We start from the raw sequence: 21,910 nt of genomic DNA, 5'->3' as shown, positions 1-21,910 counted from the left end.
ATTCCTGACGGTATTCGACAAGAAGCTCCATCTGCTTTGAGGTTCGAGCCATCTGCGATGTAAACGATGTCGGCATGGGAAAATCTTGTGATCCACGAATAACAGAGTGGCCAATGCCGGAACTTGCAAGTCGGGGTTTTTTCAGGATGCCGTCGGAAATGAAATCAGGTTGCTTTTCCCTCTTCTCCTCTTGGCATCGGGCACGTCATAACAGTTTTTAGGGATAGTTTTTCATGGCTGCTGGATTGTAAATCCAAGATGGATAGATGGATAGATTGACAGGTTCCGTCCGGGGTCCCCAGGGGACGAGTCCCCTGGGTGGGGTCAGGGGCGAAGCCCCGGAGAGGTCTGTCAAAGAGCGAAGCTCCCCCGCGCGGGGGAGCTTCGCTCTTTTGCTTTTTTGCCCTTTTGCCCGGATAAGGAGCATCACGCCGAGCGGACGATCTCCTTGATCTTCATCAGGCGGCTGAGGGTCGAGCGTTCCTGCTCGTCCAGCTTCATGCTGATGTAGCGGATCGTCTCCTGCAGGTTGGGGATCATGACGTACTCCAGCGCGTTGACGCGGCGCCGGGTGCGCTCGATCTCGCCCGCCATCAGGCGGATGGCCTTCTCCTCCGCGGCCAGTTCCAGCAGACGGAGAATCAGTTTGCTGAACTGCTCCAGCGCCACGTCCAGGAGGAGCGGCACGGAGGCAAAACCGTAGTTTACGGGGTTGCCCTCCTGCTTGACGTCGTACTTCGGGACCATGACGCTCATGACGTTGCGCCAGGACACGGAGAGGGTGCAGCGCGCGCCGGGAAAGATCAGCGCCTGCTCCAGGATCTCGGGCGTCGTCTGAGCGCGGGAGAAGGCGAAGGTGCCGTAGCACTCCTGGAGCTCCGCCTCCACCTTCTCCCGGAGCGCCTTGCCCGCCCGGGCCCGCTCCAGAAACGCCTTGATCAGGGCATCCTGCTTGTCCTTCAGCAGCTTGTGCCCCCGTCTGGCGACGACCAGGCGCTTCTTGAGCTTCGACAGCTCCATGCGGTTGGGGTTGACGTTGATGCGTGCCATCGCTCCACCGCCCCCTTACGCCTTCGCGCCCTGTTCCGCCTTCTTCTCGAGCAGGGGTTTCAGGTACTTTTCGATGTAGGCGTCGCGGATACGCTTCAGCTCCTTCGTCGGAACCATCGTCAGCAGGTCCCAGCCCAGTTCGAGCGTCTCCTTGACGGTACGGTTCTCGTACTCGCCCTGGCGGATGTAGCGGTCCTCGAAGGCGTCGGCGAACTTCGCGAACGCCTTGTCCTCCTCCGTCAGAGCGCCCTCGCCGAGGATGACCGCCAGCTCCTTGGCCTCCTTGCCCCTCGCGTAGGCCGCGAAGAGCTGGTTCATCAGGTCGGCGTGGTCCTCGCGGGTCTTCTCCTTGCCGATGCCCTTGTCCTTGAGTCGGGACAGGGAGGGCATGACGTCCACCGGCGGGTAGATGCCCTTACGGTGAAGGCCGCGGCTCAGGATGATCTGCCCCTCCGTGATGTAGCCGGTGAGGTCGGGAATCGGGTGCGTCTTGTCGTCCTCGGGCATGGTCAGGATGGGGATCTGCGTGATGGAGCCGCTCTTGCCCTTCAGACGCCCGGCGCGCTCGTACATCGTCGCCAGGTCGGTGTAGAGGTAGCCGGGGTAGCCGCGGCGCCCGGGGACCTCCTTGCGGGCCGCCGAGATCTCGCGCAGGGCCTCGCAGTAGTTCGTCAGGTCGGTGAGGATGACCACGACGTGCATGTCGCACTCGAAGGCCAGGTACTCCGCGGCGGTCAGGGCGATGCGCGGCGTGGTGATGCGCTCGATCGCCGGGTCGTCCGCCAGGTTGATGTAGAGCACCGTGCGCTGGAGCGCACCCGTCTTGCGGAAGTCCTCCATGAAGAAGGAGGCCTCCTCGAACGTGATGCCCATCGCGGCGAACACGACGGCGAAGTCCTCGTGTCCGCTGATGACCGTCGCCTGGCGCGCGATCTGCGCCGCCATGCGGTTGTGGGGAAGGCCGGAGGCGGAGAAGATGGGCAGCTTCTGGCCGCGCACCATCGGGTTCAGGCCGTCGATCGTGGAGATGCCGGTCTGGATGAACTCCGAGGGGAAGTCGCGGGAGTAGGGGTTCATCGGCATCCCGTTGATGTCCAGCTTCTTCTCGGCGATCAGGGGAGCGCCGCCGTCGATGGGGTCTCCGCGCCCGTTGAAGACGCGCCCCAGCATGTCGCGCGACACCGGAAGCGTCAGGACCTTGCCGATGAAGCGTACCTTCGTGTCGGCGATGTCGATCCCCGACGTCCCCTCGAAGACCTGCACCAGCGCGCGCGTCGACTCGATCTCGAGCACGCGCCCGCGGCGCTTCTCCCCATTGCCGAGCTCGATCTCGACCAGCTCGTCGTAGCGGACGCCGCTCGTGTTCTCGACCATCATCAGGGGCCCGGAGAGCCCCGATATGGTCCGGTATTCCTTAGGCAACATTGCTCTCACCACCCACCGGGACGATCCCGTTGATCTGTTCCTTTATCGTATCCTCAAGTTTGTCGATCTGGCCGATCTGGGCCTCCTCCAGGTAGCGCATGCGGGCGATCTGCTCGCGAACCGGAAGGTTGAAGAGCTCGTTCATGGGCGCGCCCTTTTTGAGGGCGTCCATGCCCAGATGGTGGAACCGGACGATGGTCTTCAGCATCTTGAACTGCTTCTCCATCGAGGCGTAGGTGTCGATCTCGTGGAAGGCGTTCTGGTGCAGGAAGTCCTCGCGCAGGGACTTCGCCGTCTCCAGAACCATGCGCTCCTCCTTGGAGAGGGCGTCGATGCCCACCAGGCGCACGACCTCGCGCAGCTGGTCCTCCTCCTCGAGCAGGCTCATCGCCTCGACGCGGAGGCCGCTCCACTCGTCGTCGAACTTCTCGTCCCAGTAGGCGTCCAGGCGCTCCGTGTAGAGCGAGTAGCTGGAGAGCCAGTTGATGGCCGGGAAGTGGCGCTGATAGGCCAAGTTCGCGTCCAGTCCCCAGAACACCTTGGTGACGCGCAGCGTGTTCTGCGTGACGGGCTCGGAGAGGTCGCCGCCGGGAGGCGAGACCGCCCCGATGACGCTGATGGAGCCCTCGCGTCCGTCCTTTCCCTTGACGATGCAGCGGCCGGCACGCTCGTAGAAGGACGCCAGGCGCGTCCCGAGGTAGGCGGGGTAGCCCTCCTCGCCGGGCATCTCCTCGAGGCGGCTGGACATCTCGCGCAGGGCCTCGGCCCAGCGGCTCGTGGAGTCCGCCATCAGGGCGACGGAGTAGCCCATGTCCCGGTAGTACTCGGCCAGGGTGATGGCCGTGTAGATGGAGGCCTCGCGCGCCGCGACGGGCATGTTGGAGGTGTTGGCGATGAGCGTGGTCCGCTTCATCAGCGGGTGCCCGGACTGCGGGTCCTCCAGCTCGGGGAACTCCAGAAGCACGTCCGTCATCTCGTTGCCGCGCTCGCCGCAGCCGACGTAGACGACGATCTGGGCCTGGGCCCACTTGGCGAACTGGTGCTGGATGACCGTCTTTCCCGAACCGAAGGGCCCGGGCACGCAGGCCGTCCCGCCCAGCGCGATGGGGAAGAAGGCGTCGACGACGCGCTGCCCCGTGCTCATCGGCACGTTGGGCGCCAGGCGTTTGGCGACCGGGCGCGGCTGACGCACGGGCCAGCGCTGGAGCATCCGGACCTCGTGCTGCGTCCCGTTGTCGTCCAGCACGGCGATGACGTCCTCGACCGTATGATCCCCGGACTGGATGCTCTTGATCTTGCCCCTCATGCCGTTCGGCACCATGATGCGGTGCTCCACGACGATCGTCTCCTGCACGGTCCCCAGGATGTCGCCGGGCTCGACGACATCGCCGGCCTTCACGCGGGGCTCGAACGTCCACTTCTTCTTGCGGTCTATCGCGGGGACGTTGATCCCGCGCGAGATGAAATGGCTCTCCGCCGCCTGCTCGATCAGCTCGAGCGGGCGCTGGATGCCGTCATAGAATTGCTCGATGATCCCGGGCCCCAGCTCGACGCTCAGGGGCTCGCCGAGACAGACGACGGGCTCCCCGGGCATGAGCCCCGAGGTCTCCTCGTAGACCTGGACGGAGGCCTTGTCCCCCTCCAGCTCCACAATCTCTCCGACCAGCCCGATCTCGCCGATGTGCACCACGTCGTACATGCTGGCGCCCGTCATTCCCTTGGCGATGACCAGGGGGCCGGCGATCCGTTCTATGGTCCCTTTAACCAATCCTTCGTTGGGCACTATTATCGCCTCCGCTATGCGTTTTCCTCAAGGAACTCCAGGAAAAAACTCAAAGTAAAGAAGGATCCCCTTCCTATCTGTCCGCAAAAATGTCCATGCCCACGGCCTTCTCGACGCTGTTGCGGATGGAGGCCAGGCCCGCGCCGGTGCTGCCGGAAAGTCCGGGCAGGGGCAGGACGCTGGTGGGGTAGGCGTCGTTGATCTCCTGGACCTTGTGGATGAAGTCCACAAAAAGATCCTCCTGGACGAAGACCACGGCATAGTTCTCACGGGCCAGCTTGTCGAGGGTCCGCTCGAACGTGTCCCTCTTGTCCGCCTCCAGAATGAAGGGCCTGACGCCCACGGCCTGGAAGGGGAGCACCATCTCGTAGCTGCCGATGGCCGCCATCGGCAGGGAAAGGCTATCGGACATGGCTCAACAGCCTCCTTGCAAATTCACGGTTCAGCCCGCTCGCCACGCAGACCAGCACGATACGCAGATTTCGCGCCTCGGCCTCCTTGGTCAGCAGGTAGAGGAGGACGTTCGCCGGATCGTCCATCGAAAAACGCGCTTTTTCCAAAACCCGGACCAGGTACTCGTCCAGGGCTCTGGAGACGTCCGAGAGCGTGCCCCGGAGGTCCGTCCGCTCCTGAAGGACGTCCAGCGCCGCACCGATATCGGTGTGGGCGAGGAGCTTGCCCCAGGTCTCGGGGGGCTCCCCCAGCAATCGGGCGACGTCCTCGGGCCGGATGTTCCCGCCCGGGTGGAAGAAGGAGAGCCCTCCCGCCGCGTCGACGCCCATGCGCTGAAGCCGCACGGCGCTGCGGAGGTTCTCCGCGTCGATCTTGTGCCTGACCCACGCCACGATCTCGGGCAGCTTCAGGCTCTCCGCGAGGGCGAGCATCGAGGCGAACAGATGATGGTCCAGAAGCAGCTCCACCCCCTGCGCGTCCTTCGTCTGGTCCCAATGAAGCCAGCACTGGGGGATCAGATACCCCAGACCGTAGGGCAGATGGGCGTACTCCTCGGCCTCGAGCGCCGCCGTCAGCTCCTCGGGGTCCACGGAGCCCAAGGGCGAGAGAAGCTCGTGGCGTCTGCCCTCCGGATCGCCGCCCCGAACCTTGAAGAGGCTCTTGAGGATGACCTTGACGTTGTGGTAGTCGTAGGGCATCCGAAAAAGGGTTATCAGGCCGGTGTCCGGGACGAACTGCGCCAACTCCCTGCAGGTGGCGAGCATCTCGTCGTCGATGGCCCTGTCGAACCCCGTCTCGGCGGCCTTGCCGAACCATTGGGCATAGGAGGTCTCGGCCAGGGCTTTCAACGCATCGTCGAGCGTCGGGCTCTCCATGAGCCTCGAGAGGAAGGACGCGTCCAGAAGGCGGTTCTCCATACCTCGCAGCCGGGCCACGGCATACACGTAACTCACGGCCGGCACCCCCTAGGGGAACAGTTTCTTGACGACTTCGGACTCGATGTCGGAACGGATGTCCTCCAGCAGCATGTTCCACGAGCAGTTGACGTCGACCCTGTCGTCCCTCAGCACGAAGCCGCCGGAGATGGGCAGGCGTTCGGACGAGAGCGTCAGCGACGCCTGGTTGGCGCTGTTGAACTCGTCAATCCAGGCCTTGTCGAGGTATTTCTCGCCCTTTCCGACGAGGACGACCTCGCTTTTGGTGCGGACGGCCTTCTTCAGCAGCGCATTCGCGAACGCCACGTACTTGTCGCGCGGCATCTCGGACATCTGGCGGAGGGACGCCGCGAAGGACTCGCTTACGAGGTCCTGACGCACGCCCAGGTCCACCTTCTTCGCGTCGAGCTCGGCGACGATCTCACGGCGCTTCAGGACCTCGGGTTCCTCCCTGGCAAGCCGCTCGTTGTAGGAGTCCCGGATGGCCTTGGCCTCGCTGGCCGCCTTCCTTTCGATATCCGCGACGAGGGCGTTGTTCTCCGCCTCGATCGCGTGCACCTGCTCCTGAGCTTCCGCGCTTATTCTCGCTTTAATGTCGGCAAGTGACATGCGAGCCACCCGCCCTAGAGCTGGACTCCCATAAGCATCAGGATGCTCGTCAGGAGGGCCAGAACCGCATAGGTCTCGACCATGGCCGGAAGGATGATGGCCTTGCCCATGGCCTCGGGCTTCTTGGAGATCATCTGGATGGAGGCCGCCGACGTCTTGCCCTGGTAGATGGCGGAGATCCAGCCGACGATGGCGATGGGCATGCAGGAGGCGAAGATCTGGAGGCCCTGGTTCCAGTTCAGAGCCACGGCCGTACCGCCACCGAGGAGCCCCAGCTTGTTGAGGACGAAGAAGGTGATCAGCAGGCCGTAGATGCCCTGCGTGCCGGGAAGGGCCTGAAGGATGAGGCAGCTGGCGAACTTGTTGGGGTCCTCCGTCATGACGCCCGCGGCGCTTCCTCCGGCGATGCCGATGCCGATGGCCGACCCGATCCCCGACAGAGCCGCAGCCAGGGCGGCGCCGAACAAAGCCATTGTGAGTCCAAGATATTCCATAGTGTCAAGCTCTCCCTTCAAAATTTTGAAAGGCCCGAAGGACCTTCCGAGTGTATTGCTCGAATTGACGGATATCTCGCTTGAAATCCCGAATATTGGCCGGTCGTTTCGATTCAGGCCCCGGAGGTGCAGCGGTTGTCTATTTCCACGTACTCCTGGGAATGGGTCAGGGGCTCGTATGAGGTCCCCCCGCCCGAATAGAACTTCCCGAAAAACTCGACGTACTGCAGACGCAGGGGATGGACGAACGCCCCCAGGATGTTGATGAGGATGCTGAAGACGTGCCCTCCCGCTATGACCACGATGGCGACGAGCCACCCTACGTAGGGGATCTCCGCCGACATGCCTCCCAGGAGATTGATGATCATGCCGATGACCGCCGAGCCGAAGCCCAGCGCCAGAAGCCGGCTGTAGCTCAGGATGTCCCCCAGGTAGGAGGTGGAGCCGTAGAGCGCCAGGAATCCGGAGAGCGCCTTGGAGAGGATGCCCTTCTTCCCGCGCCCGGCGTACAGGAAGATCACGACGGCCCCTGCGATCGCCATGGCCTTGCCGAGGAGGACGAAGGGTTCGGGAAGCAGGCCGCCCGCGGCCGTCCCGAACACGCAGAGCCCCGTGATGAACAGGAACCACGCGATGTTGTCCCCGGCCGCGTCGAGGTACTGCCCGGCCCGGACGTTGTCGTAAGCGGCGATCAGGAGCCCGAACATCAGGTGCACGACGCCCAGCAGGAGGGAGATGCCCAGGACCTGCATCGGGTTGGTCATGGGGTCCACCAGCATCAGGGAGTTCTTGAGCGGGACGAGGAAGGGCAGGAAGGAGTCGATGAAGTTGCCGAAGAAGCTCCCGCTGATCACCCCGTAGACGAACGTGGACACGGCACAGAACGCGAAAAGGGTGACGAAATCCTTGACCGACGAGGGAATGCGCCGGTATTTTTTGAAAAGCCAGCCGATGACGCCCAGCATCACCAGGGCGTACCCCGCGTCCCCCAGGCACATCCCGAAGAAGATGAAGAAGAAGGGGGCCAGGGAGGGCGTCGGGTCCGTGCCGCCGTAGAGGGGGGGCGAGTAGAGCGTCGTGAGGATGTTGAAGGGGCGGACGAACCGGCCGTTCTCCAGCAGTGCGGGCGGCTCGTCGCCCTCGCCCGGGTCGCTCAGGAAGAGGGCGACGTTCGGGCTGACGGCCTCGAGCCTCTTTTGAAGCTGTGCGGTGTCCCGTTCCGGAACCCAGAAAAGGGTCCTCAGGGTGCGGTCGGTCTCGTCGCTCTCGCCCTGCGCACGATAGCGCCCGGCGAGGCTGTTCCAATAGTCCGAGAGCTTCTGGACCACGGGCATCCACTTCTCGGCCAGGGCATCCAGCTCGTCCGAGATGACGCCCTCCCGGTCCTCGACCTCGGCGAGCTTCGCGGCGAGCGCAGCGGTCTCCTCCTGCACGGAGCCCTTGATGGAGGCGGGAATGTCGAAGAGCGACATCCCGTTGCGGGTGCAGGCCTCCAGGACCTTCGTCCCGAGGTCGCGGGAGAAGAGCACGACGGCCTGGACCTCCCGGGCGGTCGCTGCATCCCCGGGGAGGAAGACCTCCGTATCCCTGGCGAACTCGGCCAGGGCGCTCTTGAACGCGTTGAACTGTTCCGCTTTTATCGTGCCGGCGACGCCGCGCACGGTTCGCGTCCCCTCCGTCAGGGCGGATAGGGGAAGGGGAAAGAAGCTCAGGGAGGAGATCAGCGCCTGATTTGCGTTGATCTGCGCCGCCTCCAGCTTCAGCTCGTTGATCTCGTGTTCCTTTCGGCGGACGGCCGCAGCCGCCTCCGCCAGATCCGTTTCGCGCGCAAGCCGGTCCAGGTTGGCCATGGAGACGATCGGACGCTCCCCCAGCAGGCGATCCATGGAGGGGATCGGGTCCCTGTAGCGTCCCGACAGCGTGCGCATCAGGTAACGGACGTCGGAGAGCCGTTCCTCGCTCTCCGAAAGCCGGGCCTCGATCTCCGCCGGGCGGGCCGCCCGTTCGGGGTCCCCGATGACCTGGCAGACGCCGCTGTCCTGCAGGACGGCGGCTATCTCCTCGCGAACGGATTTGTGATAGTAAAGCTCCGCTTTCTTGAGCTTAGCCACGCCCATACTTACCCATCACCTCTTCCGTTATCCACGAGGCCACGCCCGAGACCTTCCCCTTGTGCTCCGCATGGAAGGTCTTGGCCTCCGCCTCCCGGGCGCTTACGATGGCCTTCGCCCTGCCCTCGGCGCTCTCCTCCGCAGCCTGGATGCTCTCGCGGAACTGCCGCGCCGCCGACTGGCGAGCCTCCTTGACGGTGTTCTCCGCCTCGGTCTGAGCCTGGTTCAACCTCCGGACCGCGGCCGCCTTCGCCTCCCGGACGCTTGCCGCCGCCTGGTCCTCTGCCGCCTTGATCTCGTCTATCAGGTTTTTCTCCGCCACTCAAGTTCACCTCCTCCCGAAAGATATGGGTTCCATCCAAGATATGGGAGGGGGATGTCCTTCTCCCTCCATCGTGCGGCCGTCCCCCCCGCCGTGACCTCTCCCGAAAAACGCGCGGGGTCGGAGAGACGTCCGAAATGCAGTGTTTTTGTCACGCAGTCCGGCTGAAAAACGCCGGGAAGACGGACGGATACACGTCCATCATTATAAGCGATAATCAGGAGTTTTGTTAAAGGAAATACCGACTCGACCCGTGGAGCCTTCCCCTGGAGCCCCGGCTTGTCGGCCGAGGAGGACCTGCCGGGTCCACGCCGCTCATGGAGGCGGCTCGAGGGGGAATTTTGTCCCAATTAAGAGAGAAAACGAGGATAAAAAAAAGAGGCTGCCGCAGCGGGCGCCCCCTCTTTCTCCAGGACCGGTTTTCCGAAAAGTGCCAAGAGCCTTTTCGCGCTCGGCGAAAATCAGGCGCCGAGGCTTTTGATGCGAAGGGCCATCATCTTCTTGCGCCGTGTCGCCGTGTTGCGGTGCATGACGCCCTTGACCACCGCCTTGTCGATGACGCTCTGCGCCATGTTGAAGCAGCTGACCGCCGCCTCGCCGTCCTTCGCCTCGACGGCCTCGAGGACCTTCTTGACGGCGTTCCTGCACCGCGTCGTCCAGTACCGATTGTAGATGCGGTTGCGCTCGGCGATGCGGACGCGCCTCTTGGCCGACTGTTTGTTGGGCATTTCCAGGTCACCTCCTCACTGAAAAACTGAAAGCCGGAAATCCTCATCCTCGGCGTCGTCTCCGCCGAATCGGACCCATGGGAAACCATAGCCAAGGCATTGTAACATTCTGTATAATGGAAGCGCAAGATGTCCGCTCCAAAACAAAACGGAGGATGGGCCTCCGGTCCGGCCCGTTATCGTGTATCGGGAGGAATTATATCACGGACTCCACGCTCGAAAAATTTTATTCCCCGTCCGGCCCCCTGTCGCGTATGCCGGGGTATGAGTTCCGCCCGCAGCAGCTCGAACTGGCCCTGGCCGTCCAGGAGTTCCTTCGCGATCCCCTGGAGAGGACCTTTGCGGCCGAGGCCCCTCCGGGTGTGGGCAAGACCTTCGCGCTCCTCGTCCCCGCCCTCCGGGAGGCCGCGGGGGAGCGGCGCATCCTGTTTCTGACGGCCGGGATCGCGCTGCAGGAACAGCTGATCGGCAAGGACCTCCCGCGTCTGAAGGGACTCCTGGGCCGGGACTTCAGCTTCGGGCTCCTGAAGGGGCGCTCCCATTACGCCTGTCTCCGCAAGGGGGCGGCCCTTCTCTCCTCGGGCGCCCCGGACCTCTCTCCATCGCTCTTCGCGGAGGCCGACGGCGCGTTGTCCGACGTCCCGGGGTGGCTGGCGGAGACGGAGACCGGAGACCTCTCCGAGCTGAACGCCGGGGGGGACCATCCCGTGCTGGCCCGGCTGACGGCGGGAGGACGGGGCTGCATCGGGACGAGCTGTCCCTACCGGAGCCGCTGCTTCGTCATCCGTGCCTATCGGAGCGCTCAGGACTGGGACGTCGTGGTCGCCAACTACCATCTCTTTTTCTCCCACATCCTCGAGGGGGGCGGGGCCTTCCCCGTGCGCTACGACTGGCTGATCTGCGACGAGGCGCATCGGATGCCGGACGTGGCGCGGAGCGCCTCGGCCATACGCGCCGGTGCGGACGGCCTGGCCTCCATCCTGAGTCCCCGCGTCCTTCAGGGGTTCGATGCCCTGCTGCGCGCCCACTCCGTCGAGCCCTCCGAGGTGAGGGAGGAGGCCGGGCGGTGCCGCTTGGCGCTGAGGGCGCTCTTCGACGCGGTCCGGCTGCGGATGCCCCGGGACGGGGGCCTGTCGTCCTGCGACCCGGACCTGCTGCGCCTCGGCAGGGTTCTGACGGACGGCCTGGACCGGGAGCTTCACGCTCTGCGGGGGATCGAGGACCGCTTCATGGCCGGGGACTTTGCCAACCCGTCCGCCCTTGCCGAGGGGGCGGAGCTGATGAACTGGATCGACGAGGTTCGCTCCTTCAAGAAGTCCCTGCTCTGGTGCCTGGAGGTCGGCCGTTTCCCCGGCTGGGCCTACTGGGGGGACGGGGAGTCCCTGACGAGCATGCCGGTCGCAGCTGCGGAGATCGTGCGGGACGTCCTGGAGAAGGAGGACCCCGAGAAGATCGTGCTGAGCTCGGCCACGCTGACGCTGTCCGGCGATTTCTCGTTCTGGTCCGGGGAATCGGGGATCACCCCGGACCGGACCCTGGCGGTCCCCTCCCCCTTCGACTTCGCCCGGCAGATGGAGATATGGGTTGTGGACGTCGGCCTGCCCGTCGGGGGCGAGGGGTACGACGACACGATGTGCCGCGTCATGAAGAAACTGTGCAACGAAAACGGGGGCCGGACGCTCGTCCTCCTGTCCTCCCTGAGGCTCCTCAGGGCCTTTGCGCGGAGGATGCGGGAGGGGGAGGGCGGCTATGCGGTGCTGGTCCAGGGCGAGCTGCCCCAGAGGGAGCTCCTCGCGCGGTTCCGTGAGGACGAGACCTCCGTCCTCATCGGGAGCGTGTCCTTCCGCGAGGGGGTGGACGTCCCGGGGGAGGGGCTGACCCAGGTGATCGTGGACCGCATCCCCTTTCCCCATCCGGGGGACCCGCTGGTGCGGGCGCGCAACGAGCTGGAGGAGGGGAAGGGCTTCGTCCGGGTCACGCTTCCCAACGCGCGGATGTTCCTGCGTCAGGCCGTCGGGCGCCTGATCCGCAGCTCGTCCGACCACGGCAGGGTGGTCCTTCTGGACGGCCGCGCCGTGGAGCGCCGGGACTGGCGGGTGCTGGAATCCCTTCCCTCCTGCCGGTGCACCCGGCTGTCCCTGAGGGAGGGAAACGGCTCCCTGTTCCGGGAGCCCTGACATGGACATGAGGAGATCGGGGACGGTGAGGAAAGCATGAGGAGAAGGGGCGATACGCTCGTGGAGGTGCTGGTGGCCCTGCTCGTCCTGGCGCTGATCCTGCCGTCCCTGTTCTCCGCGTTCGGGGTTGGGATCCTCGCGCCCGTGAACATGAAAGCTGCCGACGACCGCCTCTATGGGGCGGAGTGGTGGTTCAACCGCCTGCGGCGGCCGGTGCGTTCCGCCGCTCTCGACGCCATGCCCTGCAGCCTTCCCGGGGGAGACGTCGCCTTTTCGTGGACCTCCCGGACGGGGAAGGGAGGGGAGGTCCGGGTGACGCTCGAGGTCCGATCCGGACTGTCGGGTTCGCCGTTGGTCGTGACGAGGGTATTTTGACCGGGCGAGGCAGGGGCTTTCTGCTCGTCGAGGTGCTGACGGCGCTGATGGTGGGCGCGGTCGTGGGGGCCGCCGTCCTCGCGGCGGGGCGGTGGTTCGTCCTGTCCTCCGAGCGGGTGTCCCGGCTCCTCCTGGCGCGGGACCGGGGGGAGCGCGTCCTGTCGTACCTGGAGCCGCGGGTGCTCCACGCGGGGCTTGGGTTGTCCTCTTGCCGGACGGGCTCGCTTTTGCGGCGGGCCTTCGGATACGGCTCCTCCGGCGCTCCGATGGTCGCGACCTGGACGGACCGGAGCCGCCCTCTGCAGGTCTATAAGAAGTTGGGCGGGGCCTCGCCCGAGCCTGCCGGGGACGAGGGCGGGGTGTTCCGCGGGAGCGGGCTCTGCCTCCTGTATGCGGTCCCGTCCGACATCGTGTTGGGGACCGCTGGGGGAGGCCCCGTCTCCCTGGACCCCGGGGAGGGGGCGAGGTTCTCCGTCCTTTCGGGCCGCCTGGGGGATTGGGGGAGCGCAGCGTCGGCCGTGGGACGCTTCAGCGACCTCAGAAGCTGGGTTTCCCTGCCCTTGACGGGGTATCCTTTTTTTCTCGAGGGGCATTCGGGGACGGAGGTGTCCCTGAAGCTGGCGGCCGGGGTGCCGGGGCCCGTCGATATTCCCCCCGTGAACGATCTGTTCCTGATGCGCGGGGAGCGCTTTGGCGTGATCAACGAGACGCTCCGCTTCCAGGAGCTGCGGAGCGTGTGGTATCCGCCCTACTTTCAGCCGCTGGAGGACGGGGTGCTGGCTCTCTGGTTCGAGTGGCGGCCGTCTTTGAAATGCCTCGACCTGTGGGTTCTGACCTCGGGGGGCCCCGCCGTCTTCGGCCCCGCCTCCAGGCCGCCGTCGTGGCCCGTAGAGGCCCCGTGGAGGGCGGCGTTTTCGCGCCACGAGCTGCACGTCTCCCGGGCATCCTGGAGGGCCGAGAACTTATGAGGCGGCGCAAGGGCCTTGCCTTGGCGGGGGTGGTGGCCCTCTGCCTGATGACGGGCTCGCTCCTGACGTGGATGTTCCTGAGCCTCGCATGGTCCCAGGAGTCCTTGACGGCGGCGATGAGGCGCTCGGAGGAACGGGCGGCCCTGTCGTCGCAGGTCGAGGTCTGCCGCCGCTGGGTCCGCATGCAGCTAGCCGCCGGAAGACCGCCCCGGGTGCTCCCGGAGCGCGTCACCGGCGACCCCGACTCCCGGAAGGTCTTCGAGGACCGAACTCCGGAGGGAGCGATTGCCGAGGTCTACGACCTCGAACCGCCGCCCTCCGGCCCCGGCACGCTGGGGCGGCCCCTTCCCTCCTGTCCGAAAGGCTTTCTGATCCGGGCCGCGTGGCCGTCGGGTCCCTTCCCCTTTCTGGAGCTCGAGACCGTTTGGGTGACCCGCGACGTCCTGCTGCCGGACGGGACGGCGGCGACGGTGCTGGACGAGAATCCCCTGATCTGGAGGGAGCGGTGGCCCTGAGAAACTTTCGGCCGGAGACGGAAAGTCGTGGTCTTCGGGACGGCCGGAGCGCGGGTCATATTGATTGACGTTTTTAAACTATGTATTTTTTCTGTCGTTTTTTACTGTCGCTTTGGCGGTCTCTCGTGTCGAATAGGCGGCGCGTCATCTTGAATCGAAGGACGGGTGGAGCGGGGATGAGGGTGTACATCAGCGCGGATATGGAGGGGGCTACGGGGGTCGTCAACGTCGACCAGACGGACTGCGAGAGGCCGGAGTATGCCTTTGGATGCCGGATGCAGCTCCATGACGTCAACGCCGTCGTCGACGGATTGCTCGATGCGGGGGTCGATGACATTCTCGTCAACGACTCTCATGACCGCATGATCAACCTGGATGCCGGAGGCTTGAACCCGAGGGCCCGCCTTCTGAGCGGCTGGCCCAAGGTCATGGGGATGCTGGAGGGATACGAGGGGGCCGATGCGGCATTCTTCGTGGCCTATCATGCCATGGCGGGCACGGAGTGCGCCGTCCTGGACCATACGGTGAGCGGCAGGCGGGTCTATTCCGTCGTGCTCAACGGCGTCGAGGTCGGGGAGATCGGCTTGAACGCCGCGGCCTGCGCCGGGTGCGGCGTGCCGGTGGCGCTCGTGACGGGGGATCGTGCCGCCTGCGGGGAGGCCGTGGGGCTGCTGGGGGATGGGGTGACGACCGCCTGCGTCAAGACGGCCCACGGCCGCTGCGCTGCGGATTGCCTTACACCGGGTGCCAGCGCTCCCCTCCTCCGCGAGGCTGCGGCGCGCGCAGTCGAGCGCGTGCGCAAGAACGAGGCGCCGCGGATGGACATCGGGGACGGCTCCTTCGACCTGCGGATCACCTTCCACACGACCGCCCAGTGCGACCAGGCGGCCGTCCTGCCCTGCGCGGAGCGCCTGGGGGGGCGTACGCTTCGGGTCTGTGGCTCGGGGATGGCGGAGATGCGCCGCTGGGCGAACGTCCTCATCGGCCTGGGCGGGGCCTGATCTTTTTGTCCGATGTCCCTCCGTTCGATGGAGTACGATTGCCTCCTGACCCTTCCGGTCGTACGCGTCGATGCGGCGGCTCCCTTGGGGAATCGCGGGGCCGTTCGCGCGGGGGGCGGTAGGGTTCTCTCGGAGAGTGTGTCTTATGGCGAACAAAATAGGGGACCTTGAGGATCGCATCGCTCATTTCATCCAGGAGAGCCTTCACGAGCTCGACTCGATCCGCAGCGAGGAGTCCGAACGTCTGGAGCAGGCCCGAAAGCGTTTCCGGGAGCTGACGCAGGACCTGAGAGACCTGGCGGCTCAGATCGACCGGACCCTCAGGGAGTACGAACAGCTTCGGGAGGAGCTGCTGCGCTGGTCTCAGCAGGGGATCGTCGAACAGGAGAAGGAGGCTTACGAACGAGCGTCCAAGTCGATGAAGCTCCATGCCTCCCTGGAGGAGCGCTACCGCATCCTCTCGGCGCAGAAGGACGATCTTCTGCGGGAGGAGCGCAGTCTCGAGCGCCTCGTGACCCGGAGCGAGAGCATGGGGAACCGTCTTCGCATGGTGATGAACCTGGTCAGCCTGCCCGAGGAATTCTCGCCGGAGCAGGGGGCGATGCATAACGAGAAGGCCCTTGCCGTTGCCTTTCAGATTGCGGAGCGCGAGGCGCGTTCCTTTGCCCGGGAGCTTCACGACGGGCCGACCCAGTCCTTCTCGGCCGCGGGGCTGAGCCTGGAGATGGCGCAGGAGCTGCTGGCCCGGGGGGACGGAGCGGCGGCCTCGGGCGAGGTGAAGCTGGCCGTCGAGCAGCTGAGGAGCGGGCTCAACGAGGTGCGTTCGCTCCTGTTCGGGCTGAGCCCCACGGGGATAGAGAGCGGTTTCGACCTGCCCGTCAAGCGTTTGTCCGAACAGGTGCGCCAGATGTGGGGATCCGAGGTGACCTATAAGCTGACCGGGAAGCTGGAGGACGTCCCCGTCAGCCAGCGAAGCAACATCTTCAAGACCCTGCATCAGGCCGTCGTCAACGCCGCCCGAAACGGGGCGGAGCATATCCGCGTCTCCATCGGAAAGTCCAGACAGACGCTCAAGGTCCTGGTCATGGACGACGGAAAGGGGTTCGACGTGGAGCGCGAGAAGCAGGCCGCCCGGGAGCGGGGGTCCTACGGACTGCAGAACATGGAGGAGCGCGTGACGGTGCAGGGCGGCAACTTCTCCATCAGCAGCGCCCCCGGCAAGGGAACCACGGTCTCGTTTTCCGTCCCCCTGAGCCGGGACTGAGGAACGTCGGAGCACACGCAGACGAGCGGGCTCTCCGGCCGCGTCCTGAAGCGGGCTCGGCGTGTTTTCGGCTCCGTTCGGACCGCCCCGGCACTTGATGGTCGAAAAAGATAAAGCCGCCTCCGGACCTTTCTCCGGAGGCGGCTTTCGTCGTGTTCGTCCGCGGCTTCGGGCATACGCGGCTTCTTCGCCGTTTCCCGATTCTTTCCCGTCAGGACTTGCGTCCGGCCTTGCGGCGCTCCAGCTCGTCGAGGATGGACTTCCGCAGGCGGATGGACTGGGGGGTCACCTCCACCAGCTCGTCGTTCTCGATCCACTCCATGGCCTTCTCCAGGGGCATGCGCCGCGGCACGTCCAGCTTGGTCGTCATCTCCTTGGTGGCGGAGCGGTGGTTGGTCTGCTGCTTCCTCTTCGTGGGGTTGCAGGGCATGTCGCCCGGGCGGCTGTTCTCCCCGACGATCATCCCCGCATAGACGGGGTCGAGGGGCGAGATGAAAAGCGTCCCCCGATCCTGAAGGTTCTCCAGCTGGTAGGCCGTGGCCTCCCCCGTGTCCAGGCTGACGAGCGAGCCCCGGCTGCGGGCGGTCAGGTCGCCCGCCCAGGGACCGTAGCCCATGTAGCAGTTGGACATGATGCCCAGGCCGCGGGTGTCCGTCAGGAACTCGCCGCGATAGCCGATCAGGCCGCGCGTCGGGATCTCGAACTCGATGCGCAGCAGGCCCCGGGCCTGGTTCTCGATGTTCTTCACCTTGCCTTTGCGCTTGGCCAGCTTCTCGAATACGACGCCCTGATGCTCGTCCGGCACGTCGATGATCAGCTGTTCGTAGGGCTCCATCAGGACGCCGTCCCGGGTCTCCGTGATGACCTCGGGCTTGGAGACGCAGAACTCCATGCCCTCGCGCCGCATCTCCTCGATGAGGATGCCGAGCTGGAGCTCCCCGCGGCCCGAGACCTTCACCCCGTCGGGGCGCCCCAGGTCCTCCATGCGCAGCGAGACGTTGACGTGCATCTCCCGCTCCAGGCGCGCCTTGAGCTGGCGCAGCGTCACGGCCTGCCCCTCGCGCCCCGCGAAGGGGCCCGAGTTCACGAGGAAGAACATGGAGACGGTCGGCTCCTCGATGGCCAGGGGCTTCAAAGGGGCCTCCGCCAGCTCCGCCGCGGCAAAGGTGTCGCCGATGTCGATCTCCGTCGGGCCGGTCAGCCAGACGATGTCGCCCGCCTGGACCTCGTCCACCTCGGTGCGCTCCAAGCCGCGGGTGACCCAGAGCTGGGCGACCCTCGCGTTCTCCGTCCCGGTGATGTCCCAGCTGCCCTCGTCGTGCTGCGTGGAGCGCCACTTCGTGGAGACGCGGACGAACGGGTCCCCCTTGCGGATGCGTCCCTGCAGGATCTTGCCGCAGCCGATCCGCCCGACGTACTCGTTCCAGGCCAGGGTGCTGACCTGCATCAGGAAGGGCTTGTCCAGCGAGACCTTCGGGGCGGGGACGTGGTCGATGATCGCCTGGAAGAGGTCGTCCATGTTGTCGCGCTTCGTCTCCTTCAGGTCCTTGACGGCCCATCCGTTGAGCCCGGACCCGTAGAGCACGGGGAAGTCCGCCTGTTCGTCCGTCGCGCCCAGCTCGAAGAAGAGGTCGAAGGTCTGGTTCAGGGCGCCCTCGGGGTCCGCTCCGTCGCGGTCCACCTTGTTGACGAACACCAGTGGCCTCATGCCGATGGACAGCGCATGCTTCAGCACGTAGCGCGTCTGGGGCATGGGCCCCTCGTTGGCGTCGACGATCAGGATCACGGAGTCCACGGTGGAGAGGATGCGCTCCACCTCGCCGGAGAAGTCGGCGTGGCCCGGGGTGTCGATGATGTTGATGAGGTAGCCCTTCCACTCCACGGTGCAGGGCTTGGAACGGATGGTGATCCCGCGTTCGCGCTCGAGCGCCCCGGAGTCCATCACCCGCTCGGCCATCTGGGTGCGCTCGCTGAAGGTCTGCGCCGCCCTGAAGATGGAGTCGATGAGGGTCGTCTTGCCGTGGTCGATGTGCGCCACGATTGCGAGATTGCGTATTTTTTCGGACTGCATGATGTTTCCCTTGCCTCCTGGCTGCGGGCCGAATGCCGGGCTCCGCCCGCGGTTGTTTCCTCAATCTCAGCAAGGGACAAAATCGCCTTGAGTGCGGGTGTCCTCCTGCCGCTGCCTGTCTCCCTGAATTTTGAGCGCTAGCATTGTACCTCAAAGTTTCTCCGTGCGCTATACACGGATCCGCATGGCACGCTAGCGTCAGTTCAATCGGGCTCCGATCGCCTCCTGCAGGGTGTCGAGGGAGGGGATGCCGTCGCAAAGCTTGTCGCGTCCCAGAATCCACGTCGGGCGCGACGGCCGGACGCGGTATCGGAAGATGTCGAAAAGGGCCAGGGGATTGCGGGGGTCCATGACGCAGATGTCCAGGCGCTCCCCATAAAGGCCGCGCAGCGCGCGCAGCAGCCGGCTGACCGCCTGATGGGTCTTTTGCTGTTGAGGAAAAGAAGCCTTCTCTTCCGGGGTGTAGCTCCCCCTTCCGCCGCCTCAGCCGCAGCGGTAGCCGCCGAACTCCATGATGATCTTCAATTTCAGGGCCATCTCCGTCTTCCTCCTCTGGCCCCCCGTTCGGGGGTCGGGTAAAATAACGATTTCAAATACGAAAACAACAGGGCATCCCCTGCTATCGTATCATAGATAAAGGTGCTTGTTGATGTTGATAAAGATGCTTGTTTCGTCCGGAGGAGTGGAGTCTGGTGGATTTTTTCAAGGTACATGGAAATGGGAACGACTTTATCGTCCTGGATAACCGGGAGGGACGCCTTTCCGATTCGGACCTGCGCTCCGCCGCCATGGCGCTCTGCCGCAGGCGCGCCTCCGTGGGCGCCGACGGCCTGATGGCCGTCGAGCGTGCCGGGGAGGCCGAGGGCGTCGATTTTCGGATGCGGATCTTCAACGCGGACGGCAGCGAGGCCGCAATGTGCGGGAACGGGGCCCGGGCCCTCGCGCGCTACGCGTACGAGCGGGGAATAGCCGCCTCCCCGATGCGTTTCGCGACGGGAGCGGGGATGGTCGAAGCCACGGTCGAGCCGCCGTTCGTCGAGCTGGACATGGGGAACATCGACCTCGCCAGGGGGACCTTCGGGTGGAGCCTCCGTGCCGGGGGCGTCACGTTCCCGTTCGTCTTCCTCAACGTCGGCGTGCCCCACTGCGTCCTGCTCACGGACGAGGACTACTCGCGGGACGCCATGCGGGAGATGGGGCGGGAGGTGCGCTGGAATACGGAGCTCTTCCCCGAGGGGGCCAACGTCAACTTTGCCCGCCGCACGGCTTCGGATGAGATGAGTGCGGTCACCTACGAACGGGGCGTCGAGGACCTGACGGACTCCTGCGGGACAGGGAGCGTCGCCGTCGCCATTGCTGCGGCCGAGGTCTGGGGAATATGGACTCCCATACGCGTGACCAACCCCGGGGGCGTCAATACGGTTCGCCTGGATTTCGCCTCGGGGAACGGTTCCGTCCATGCCTGGCTCAAGGGCGGGACGGCTCTGGTGGCGTCCGGGGTGCTGCTCGAGGAGGCCTGGGCTTGAGCCGGCGCGGATGGGTGACCCTGGCGGCCGTCCTGGTCCTGCTGCTCTGTGCGGTTCTGGCCCTTTGTTTTGCCGGGCCGATGGCCGAGCTCCTGAGAAGGATAACGGCATGGCTGGTGGAGACGGTCGGACACATGGGGTATCCGGGGGTCGTCGCCCTGATGTTCCTGGAGTCGTCCTTCTTCCCCTTTCCCAGCGAGGTGGTCCTGCCGCCGGCGGGTTACTTGGCGTGGAAGGGCGAGATGTCCCTCCTCGCGGCGATCGCCTCGGGCATCGCCGGGAGCATCCTGGGGGCCCTCTTCAATTATTGGGTGGCGGTTCGGTTCGGACGGCCCTTCCTCCTGAGGTATGGGAAGTACTTTTTCGTGTCCGCGGAGTCCATGGAGAAGGCGGAGGTCTTCTTCGCCCGGCACGGGCACGTGAGCACCCTCGTGGGGCGCCTGCTGCCGGTCATCCGTCAGTACATCTCGCTGCCCGCGGGGGTGACGAGGATGAACCTGACGCTGTTCACCGTCTTCACGGCCCTTGGGGCCGGGCTGTGGGTGGTGGTCCTGACGCTCGCCGGCTATCTGCTGGGCGAGCATCAGGAGCGGCTCGTCCGCTACCTGCACGTCCTGCCCCTGGCCTGCGCGGGGGCGGCGCTCCTCCTCGTCCTCCTCTATATCCTTTGGCTGCGCGTCCGCGTCAGGGGGCGTCCGGTGGAGCCGGGGGAACGGATGGGATCGGGAGGGAGATGAGCACCCGGGCCCCGCGCTCCTGATCGGTTCTGTCGGCGATCAGAAGGGAGCCGCCGTGCAGGGTGACCATGCGGCGAGTGAAGGCGAGGCCCAGCCCCGTCGAGCCCCACCCGGATCTGTGCGCGTGCGTCCGCTCCGCATCGTATCCGGGGCCGTTGTCGAGGACCTCGATCTCCAGGCGCCCCGCGTTGCGGCGTATGCACAGCTCGACCCCACGGCTTCCCACGGTCTCGTTGGCCCTCCATGCGTTGTCCAGCACGTTGAACACGGCGCGGAGGAGGCGCATCCTGTTGGCCGGGATCGAGACCTCTTCGGCCTCCGGATCGAGCGTCAGGGCGACGTCCTTCCCCCATGGGAAAGGACGGATCTGACGATCGATCGTGTCGCAGAGCTCGGAGACCTTGAGCGCGTGCTTCTCGTCCTCCGAGAGGAGCTCGCGGACCATGTTCTCCATGAATTCCGAGGCTCTGAGGATGAGGGTGCCCTTCTCCGCGGAATCCCCTTTCTGAAGCAGCAGCGCGGTTCCCTTGATGGCCGCGATCGGGTTCTTGAGGTCGTGGGCCAGGTGGTTGACGTCGACCATGGAGATCGTCCTGAGTCCCTCGTCCTCCGGGGTGCTCTTGAAATCCGACTTCGCCCAGGTCTGGCGCAGCAGGTTGACCCGGACGGCGTAGCGGGCGATGAGCCAGGTGGAGGATACGGCCCCGGCCAGGAAGCTGAAGAACAAAGCGGTCCCCGCCAGGCCCAGGGTCGCCGTATTCTGCGCGGAGAGGGAGTCCGGGAAGCCGGAGAACAGTTCCAGGCTCTGAAAGGAGAGGGTCCAGAGCAGCAGCGCCGCGAGTCGATCCAGACTGTCCTCGACCCGGAGCGTCAGAAGCTGGAACAGGACCATCAGGAGAAACACGATGGCGGCGTTGATCGGGAGCGGCGGACAGAGCCGGGGGGACAGCAGCGGCAGGAGGTAGAAGCTGGCCGCGAGTCCGAGAGCGGGGAGTATGATGGCGAGCAGGTCCTCGTTTCGGGGGAAGCGTTGGGCCGCCCCCCAGCCGATGAGGTTCCAGCCCGCGAAGAGCAGCAGGTTCTGAGCTACGTGGAACAGCATTCGGACGATGGATACCATGAGAAAGGCCGTTTCGTCCCACTGCCCCGCGGAGCGGAAGAAACCGGCCGAGAGGATGTCCTTGTAGTAAAACGAGGCCAGAGCGGCCGTCAGGATGCAGAGTCCCGCGAGCAGCTGATTCAATCCGCTTCCCTGGAGGGGGAATACCTTTTTTTCGTCGACGTTTTTCCCTGAGAAGAATTGGGGCATTGCGACCTCCCGGTGCCGGATCTGGCGTTTTTGTCTGGTTGCAGAGACTATTTTATT

Annotated in this window: 21 protein-coding genes; 8 read left to right on the top strand and 13 right to left on the bottom strand. The window is 65.2% G+C overall.

Features of this window, described 5'->3' with window-relative positions:
* Positions 1 to 426: 426 nt before the first annotated feature.
* The 10 genes from Q0176_RS10185 to rpsT all read right to left on the bottom strand — a co-directional run bounded on the left by Q0176_RS10185 (position 427) and on the right by rpsT (position 9,910).
* Positions 427 to 1,050 (bottom strand): V-type ATP synthase subunit D, encoded by a 624-nt coding sequence (locus Q0176_RS10185; protein WP_299302451.1) that lies wholly within the window; start codon positions 1,048 to 1,050, stop codon positions 427 to 429.
* A 15-nt stretch (positions 1,051 to 1,065) separates the two neighbouring features.
* Positions 1,066 to 2,475: a V-type ATP synthase subunit B gene (locus tag Q0176_RS10180; protein ID WP_299078375.1), complete on the bottom strand. Its 1,410-nt coding sequence runs from the start codon at positions 2,473 to 2,475 to the stop codon at positions 1,066 to 1,068.
* The gene (locus Q0176_RS10175) at positions 2,465 to 4,258 is read right to left on the bottom strand and encodes a V-type ATP synthase subunit A (protein WP_299302447.1); all 1,794 of its coding nucleotides are present in this window, start codon (positions 4,256 to 4,258) and stop codon (positions 2,465 to 2,467) included. The genes Q0176_RS10180 and Q0176_RS10175 overlap by 11 nt, the downstream gene beginning before the upstream one ends.
* Positions 4,259 to 4,331: 73 nt before the next feature.
* Complete coding sequence (locus Q0176_RS10170; RefSeq protein WP_299078369.1) at positions 4,332 to 4,670, bottom strand: V-type ATP synthase subunit F; 339 nt, start codon at positions 4,668 to 4,670, stop codon at positions 4,332 to 4,334.
* Positions 4,660 to 5,664, bottom strand: coding sequence for a V-type ATPase subunit (locus Q0176_RS10165; RefSeq protein WP_299302443.1), 1,005 nt, complete (start codon positions 5,662 to 5,664; stop codon positions 4,660 to 4,662). Before Q0176_RS10165 ends, Q0176_RS10170 begins: the two co-directional genes overlap by 11 nt.
* Before the next feature lie 12 nt (positions 5,665 to 5,676).
* Complete coding sequence (locus tag Q0176_RS10160) at positions 5,677 to 6,255, bottom strand: V-type ATP synthase subunit E (RefSeq protein WP_299302440.1); 579 nt, start codon at positions 6,253 to 6,255, stop codon at positions 5,677 to 5,679.
* Between the two features lie 14 nt (positions 6,256 to 6,269).
* Entirely contained in the window at positions 6,270 to 6,749 is a 480-nt protein-coding gene (locus Q0176_RS10155; RefSeq protein ID WP_299302437.1) for a V-type ATP synthase subunit K, read from the bottom strand.
* Positions 6,750 to 6,862: 113 nt separating this feature from the next.
* A complete protein-coding gene (locus Q0176_RS10150) occupies positions 6,863 to 8,866 on the bottom strand; it encodes a V-type ATP synthase subunit I (RefSeq protein ID WP_299302434.1) in 2,004 nt (667 codons plus the stop codon).
* Positions 8,853 to 9,182: a cell envelope biogenesis protein TolA gene (locus Q0176_RS10145; RefSeq protein ID WP_299302431.1), complete on the bottom strand. Its 330-nt coding sequence runs from the start codon at positions 9,180 to 9,182 to the stop codon at positions 8,853 to 8,855. The genes Q0176_RS10150 and Q0176_RS10145 overlap by 14 nt, the downstream gene beginning before the upstream one ends.
* A 461-nt stretch (positions 9,183 to 9,643) precedes the next feature.
* Positions 9,644 to 9,910, bottom strand: a complete 267-nt coding sequence (gene rpsT / locus Q0176_RS10140) for a 30S ribosomal protein S20 (protein WP_299302428.1) — start codon at positions 9,908 to 9,910, stop codon at positions 9,644 to 9,646.
* 155 nt (positions 9,911 to 10,065) lie between these two features.
* On the opposite strand from rpsT, the gene Q0176_RS10135 reads away from it, so the two are divergent.
* The 6 genes from Q0176_RS10135 to Q0176_RS10110 all read left to right on the top strand — a co-directional run bounded on the left by Q0176_RS10135 (position 10,066) and on the right by Q0176_RS10110 (position 16,210).
* Positions 10,066 to 12,087: an ATP-dependent DNA helicase gene (locus Q0176_RS10135; RefSeq protein WP_299302425.1), complete on the top strand. Its 2,022-nt coding sequence runs from the start codon at positions 10,066 to 10,068 to the stop codon at positions 12,085 to 12,087.
* 36 nt (positions 12,088 to 12,123) lie between these two features.
* Positions 12,124 to 12,462: a prepilin-type N-terminal cleavage/methylation domain-containing protein gene (locus tag Q0176_RS10130; RefSeq protein ID WP_299302423.1), complete on the top strand. Its 339-nt coding sequence runs from the start codon at positions 12,124 to 12,126 to the stop codon at positions 12,460 to 12,462.
* The gene (locus tag Q0176_RS10125; RefSeq protein WP_299302420.1) at positions 12,459 to 13,430 is read left to right on the top strand and encodes a hypothetical protein; all 972 of its coding nucleotides are present in this window, start codon (positions 12,459 to 12,461) and stop codon (positions 13,428 to 13,430) included. Before Q0176_RS10130 ends, Q0176_RS10125 begins: the two co-directional genes overlap by 4 nt.
* The gene (locus Q0176_RS10120) at positions 13,427 to 13,945 is read left to right on the top strand and encodes a hypothetical protein (RefSeq protein ID WP_299302417.1); all 519 of its coding nucleotides are present in this window, start codon (positions 13,427 to 13,429) and stop codon (positions 13,943 to 13,945) included. The genes Q0176_RS10125 and Q0176_RS10120 overlap by 4 nt, the downstream gene beginning before the upstream one ends.
* A gap of 149 nt (positions 13,946 to 14,094) precedes the next feature.
* On the top strand, positions 14,095 to 14,946 hold the full coding sequence (locus Q0176_RS10115; protein WP_299302414.1) for a M55 family metallopeptidase: 852 nt from the start codon (positions 14,095 to 14,097) through the stop codon (positions 14,944 to 14,946).
* 145 nt (positions 14,947 to 15,091) lie between these two features.
* Positions 15,092 to 16,210 carry a histidine kinase gene (locus tag Q0176_RS10110; RefSeq protein ID WP_299302411.1) on the top strand — a complete coding sequence of 373 codons (1,119 nt, stop codon included), beginning with the start codon at positions 15,092 to 15,094 and terminating at the stop codon, positions 16,208 to 16,210.
* Positions 16,211 to 16,421: 211 nt separating this feature from the next.
* Here the strand turns inward: Q0176_RS10110 and typA are convergent, their stop codons facing one another.
* Both typA and Q0176_RS10100 read right to left on the bottom strand, forming a co-directional pair.
* A complete protein-coding gene (gene typA / locus Q0176_RS10105; protein WP_299302409.1) occupies positions 16,422 to 18,281 on the bottom strand; it encodes a translational GTPase TypA in 1,860 nt (619 codons plus the stop codon).
* Between the two features lie 198 nt (positions 18,282 to 18,479).
* A complete protein-coding gene (locus Q0176_RS10100) occupies positions 18,480 to 18,632 on the bottom strand; it encodes a hypothetical protein (RefSeq protein WP_299302406.1) in 153 nt (50 codons plus the stop codon).
* 341 nt (positions 18,633 to 18,973) lie between these two features.
* Here Q0176_RS10100 and dapF point away from each other — a divergent pair, with 341 nt between their 5' ends.
* Together dapF and Q0176_RS10090 are read left to right on the top strand one after the other, a co-directional pair.
* A complete protein-coding gene (gene dapF, locus Q0176_RS10095) occupies positions 18,974 to 19,807 on the top strand; it encodes a diaminopimelate epimerase (RefSeq protein ID WP_299302402.1) in 834 nt (277 codons plus the stop codon).
* Between the two features lie 80 nt (positions 19,808 to 19,887).
* The gene (locus Q0176_RS10090) at positions 19,888 to 20,544 is read left to right on the top strand and encodes a DedA family protein (protein WP_299302454.1); all 657 of its coding nucleotides are present in this window, start codon (positions 19,888 to 19,890) and stop codon (positions 20,542 to 20,544) included.
* Here Q0176_RS10090 and Q0176_RS10085 read toward each other — a convergent pair.
* Positions 20,492 to 21,853, bottom strand: coding sequence for a HAMP domain-containing sensor histidine kinase (locus Q0176_RS10085; RefSeq protein ID WP_299302399.1), 1,362 nt, complete (start codon positions 21,851 to 21,853; stop codon positions 20,492 to 20,494). The two genes, Q0176_RS10090 and Q0176_RS10085, sit on opposite strands and share 53 nt — an antisense overlap.
* Positions 21,854 to 21,910: the final 57 nt, after the last annotated feature.

Origin of the sequence: uncultured Fretibacterium sp., from assembly GCF_938040765.1 — a bacterium.
GTDB lineage: Bacteria > Synergistota > Synergistia > Synergistales > Aminobacteriaceae > CAJPSE01.
Note: the sequence above shows the minus strand (reverse complement) of the source record. Positions and strands in the feature narration are given on the sequence as shown.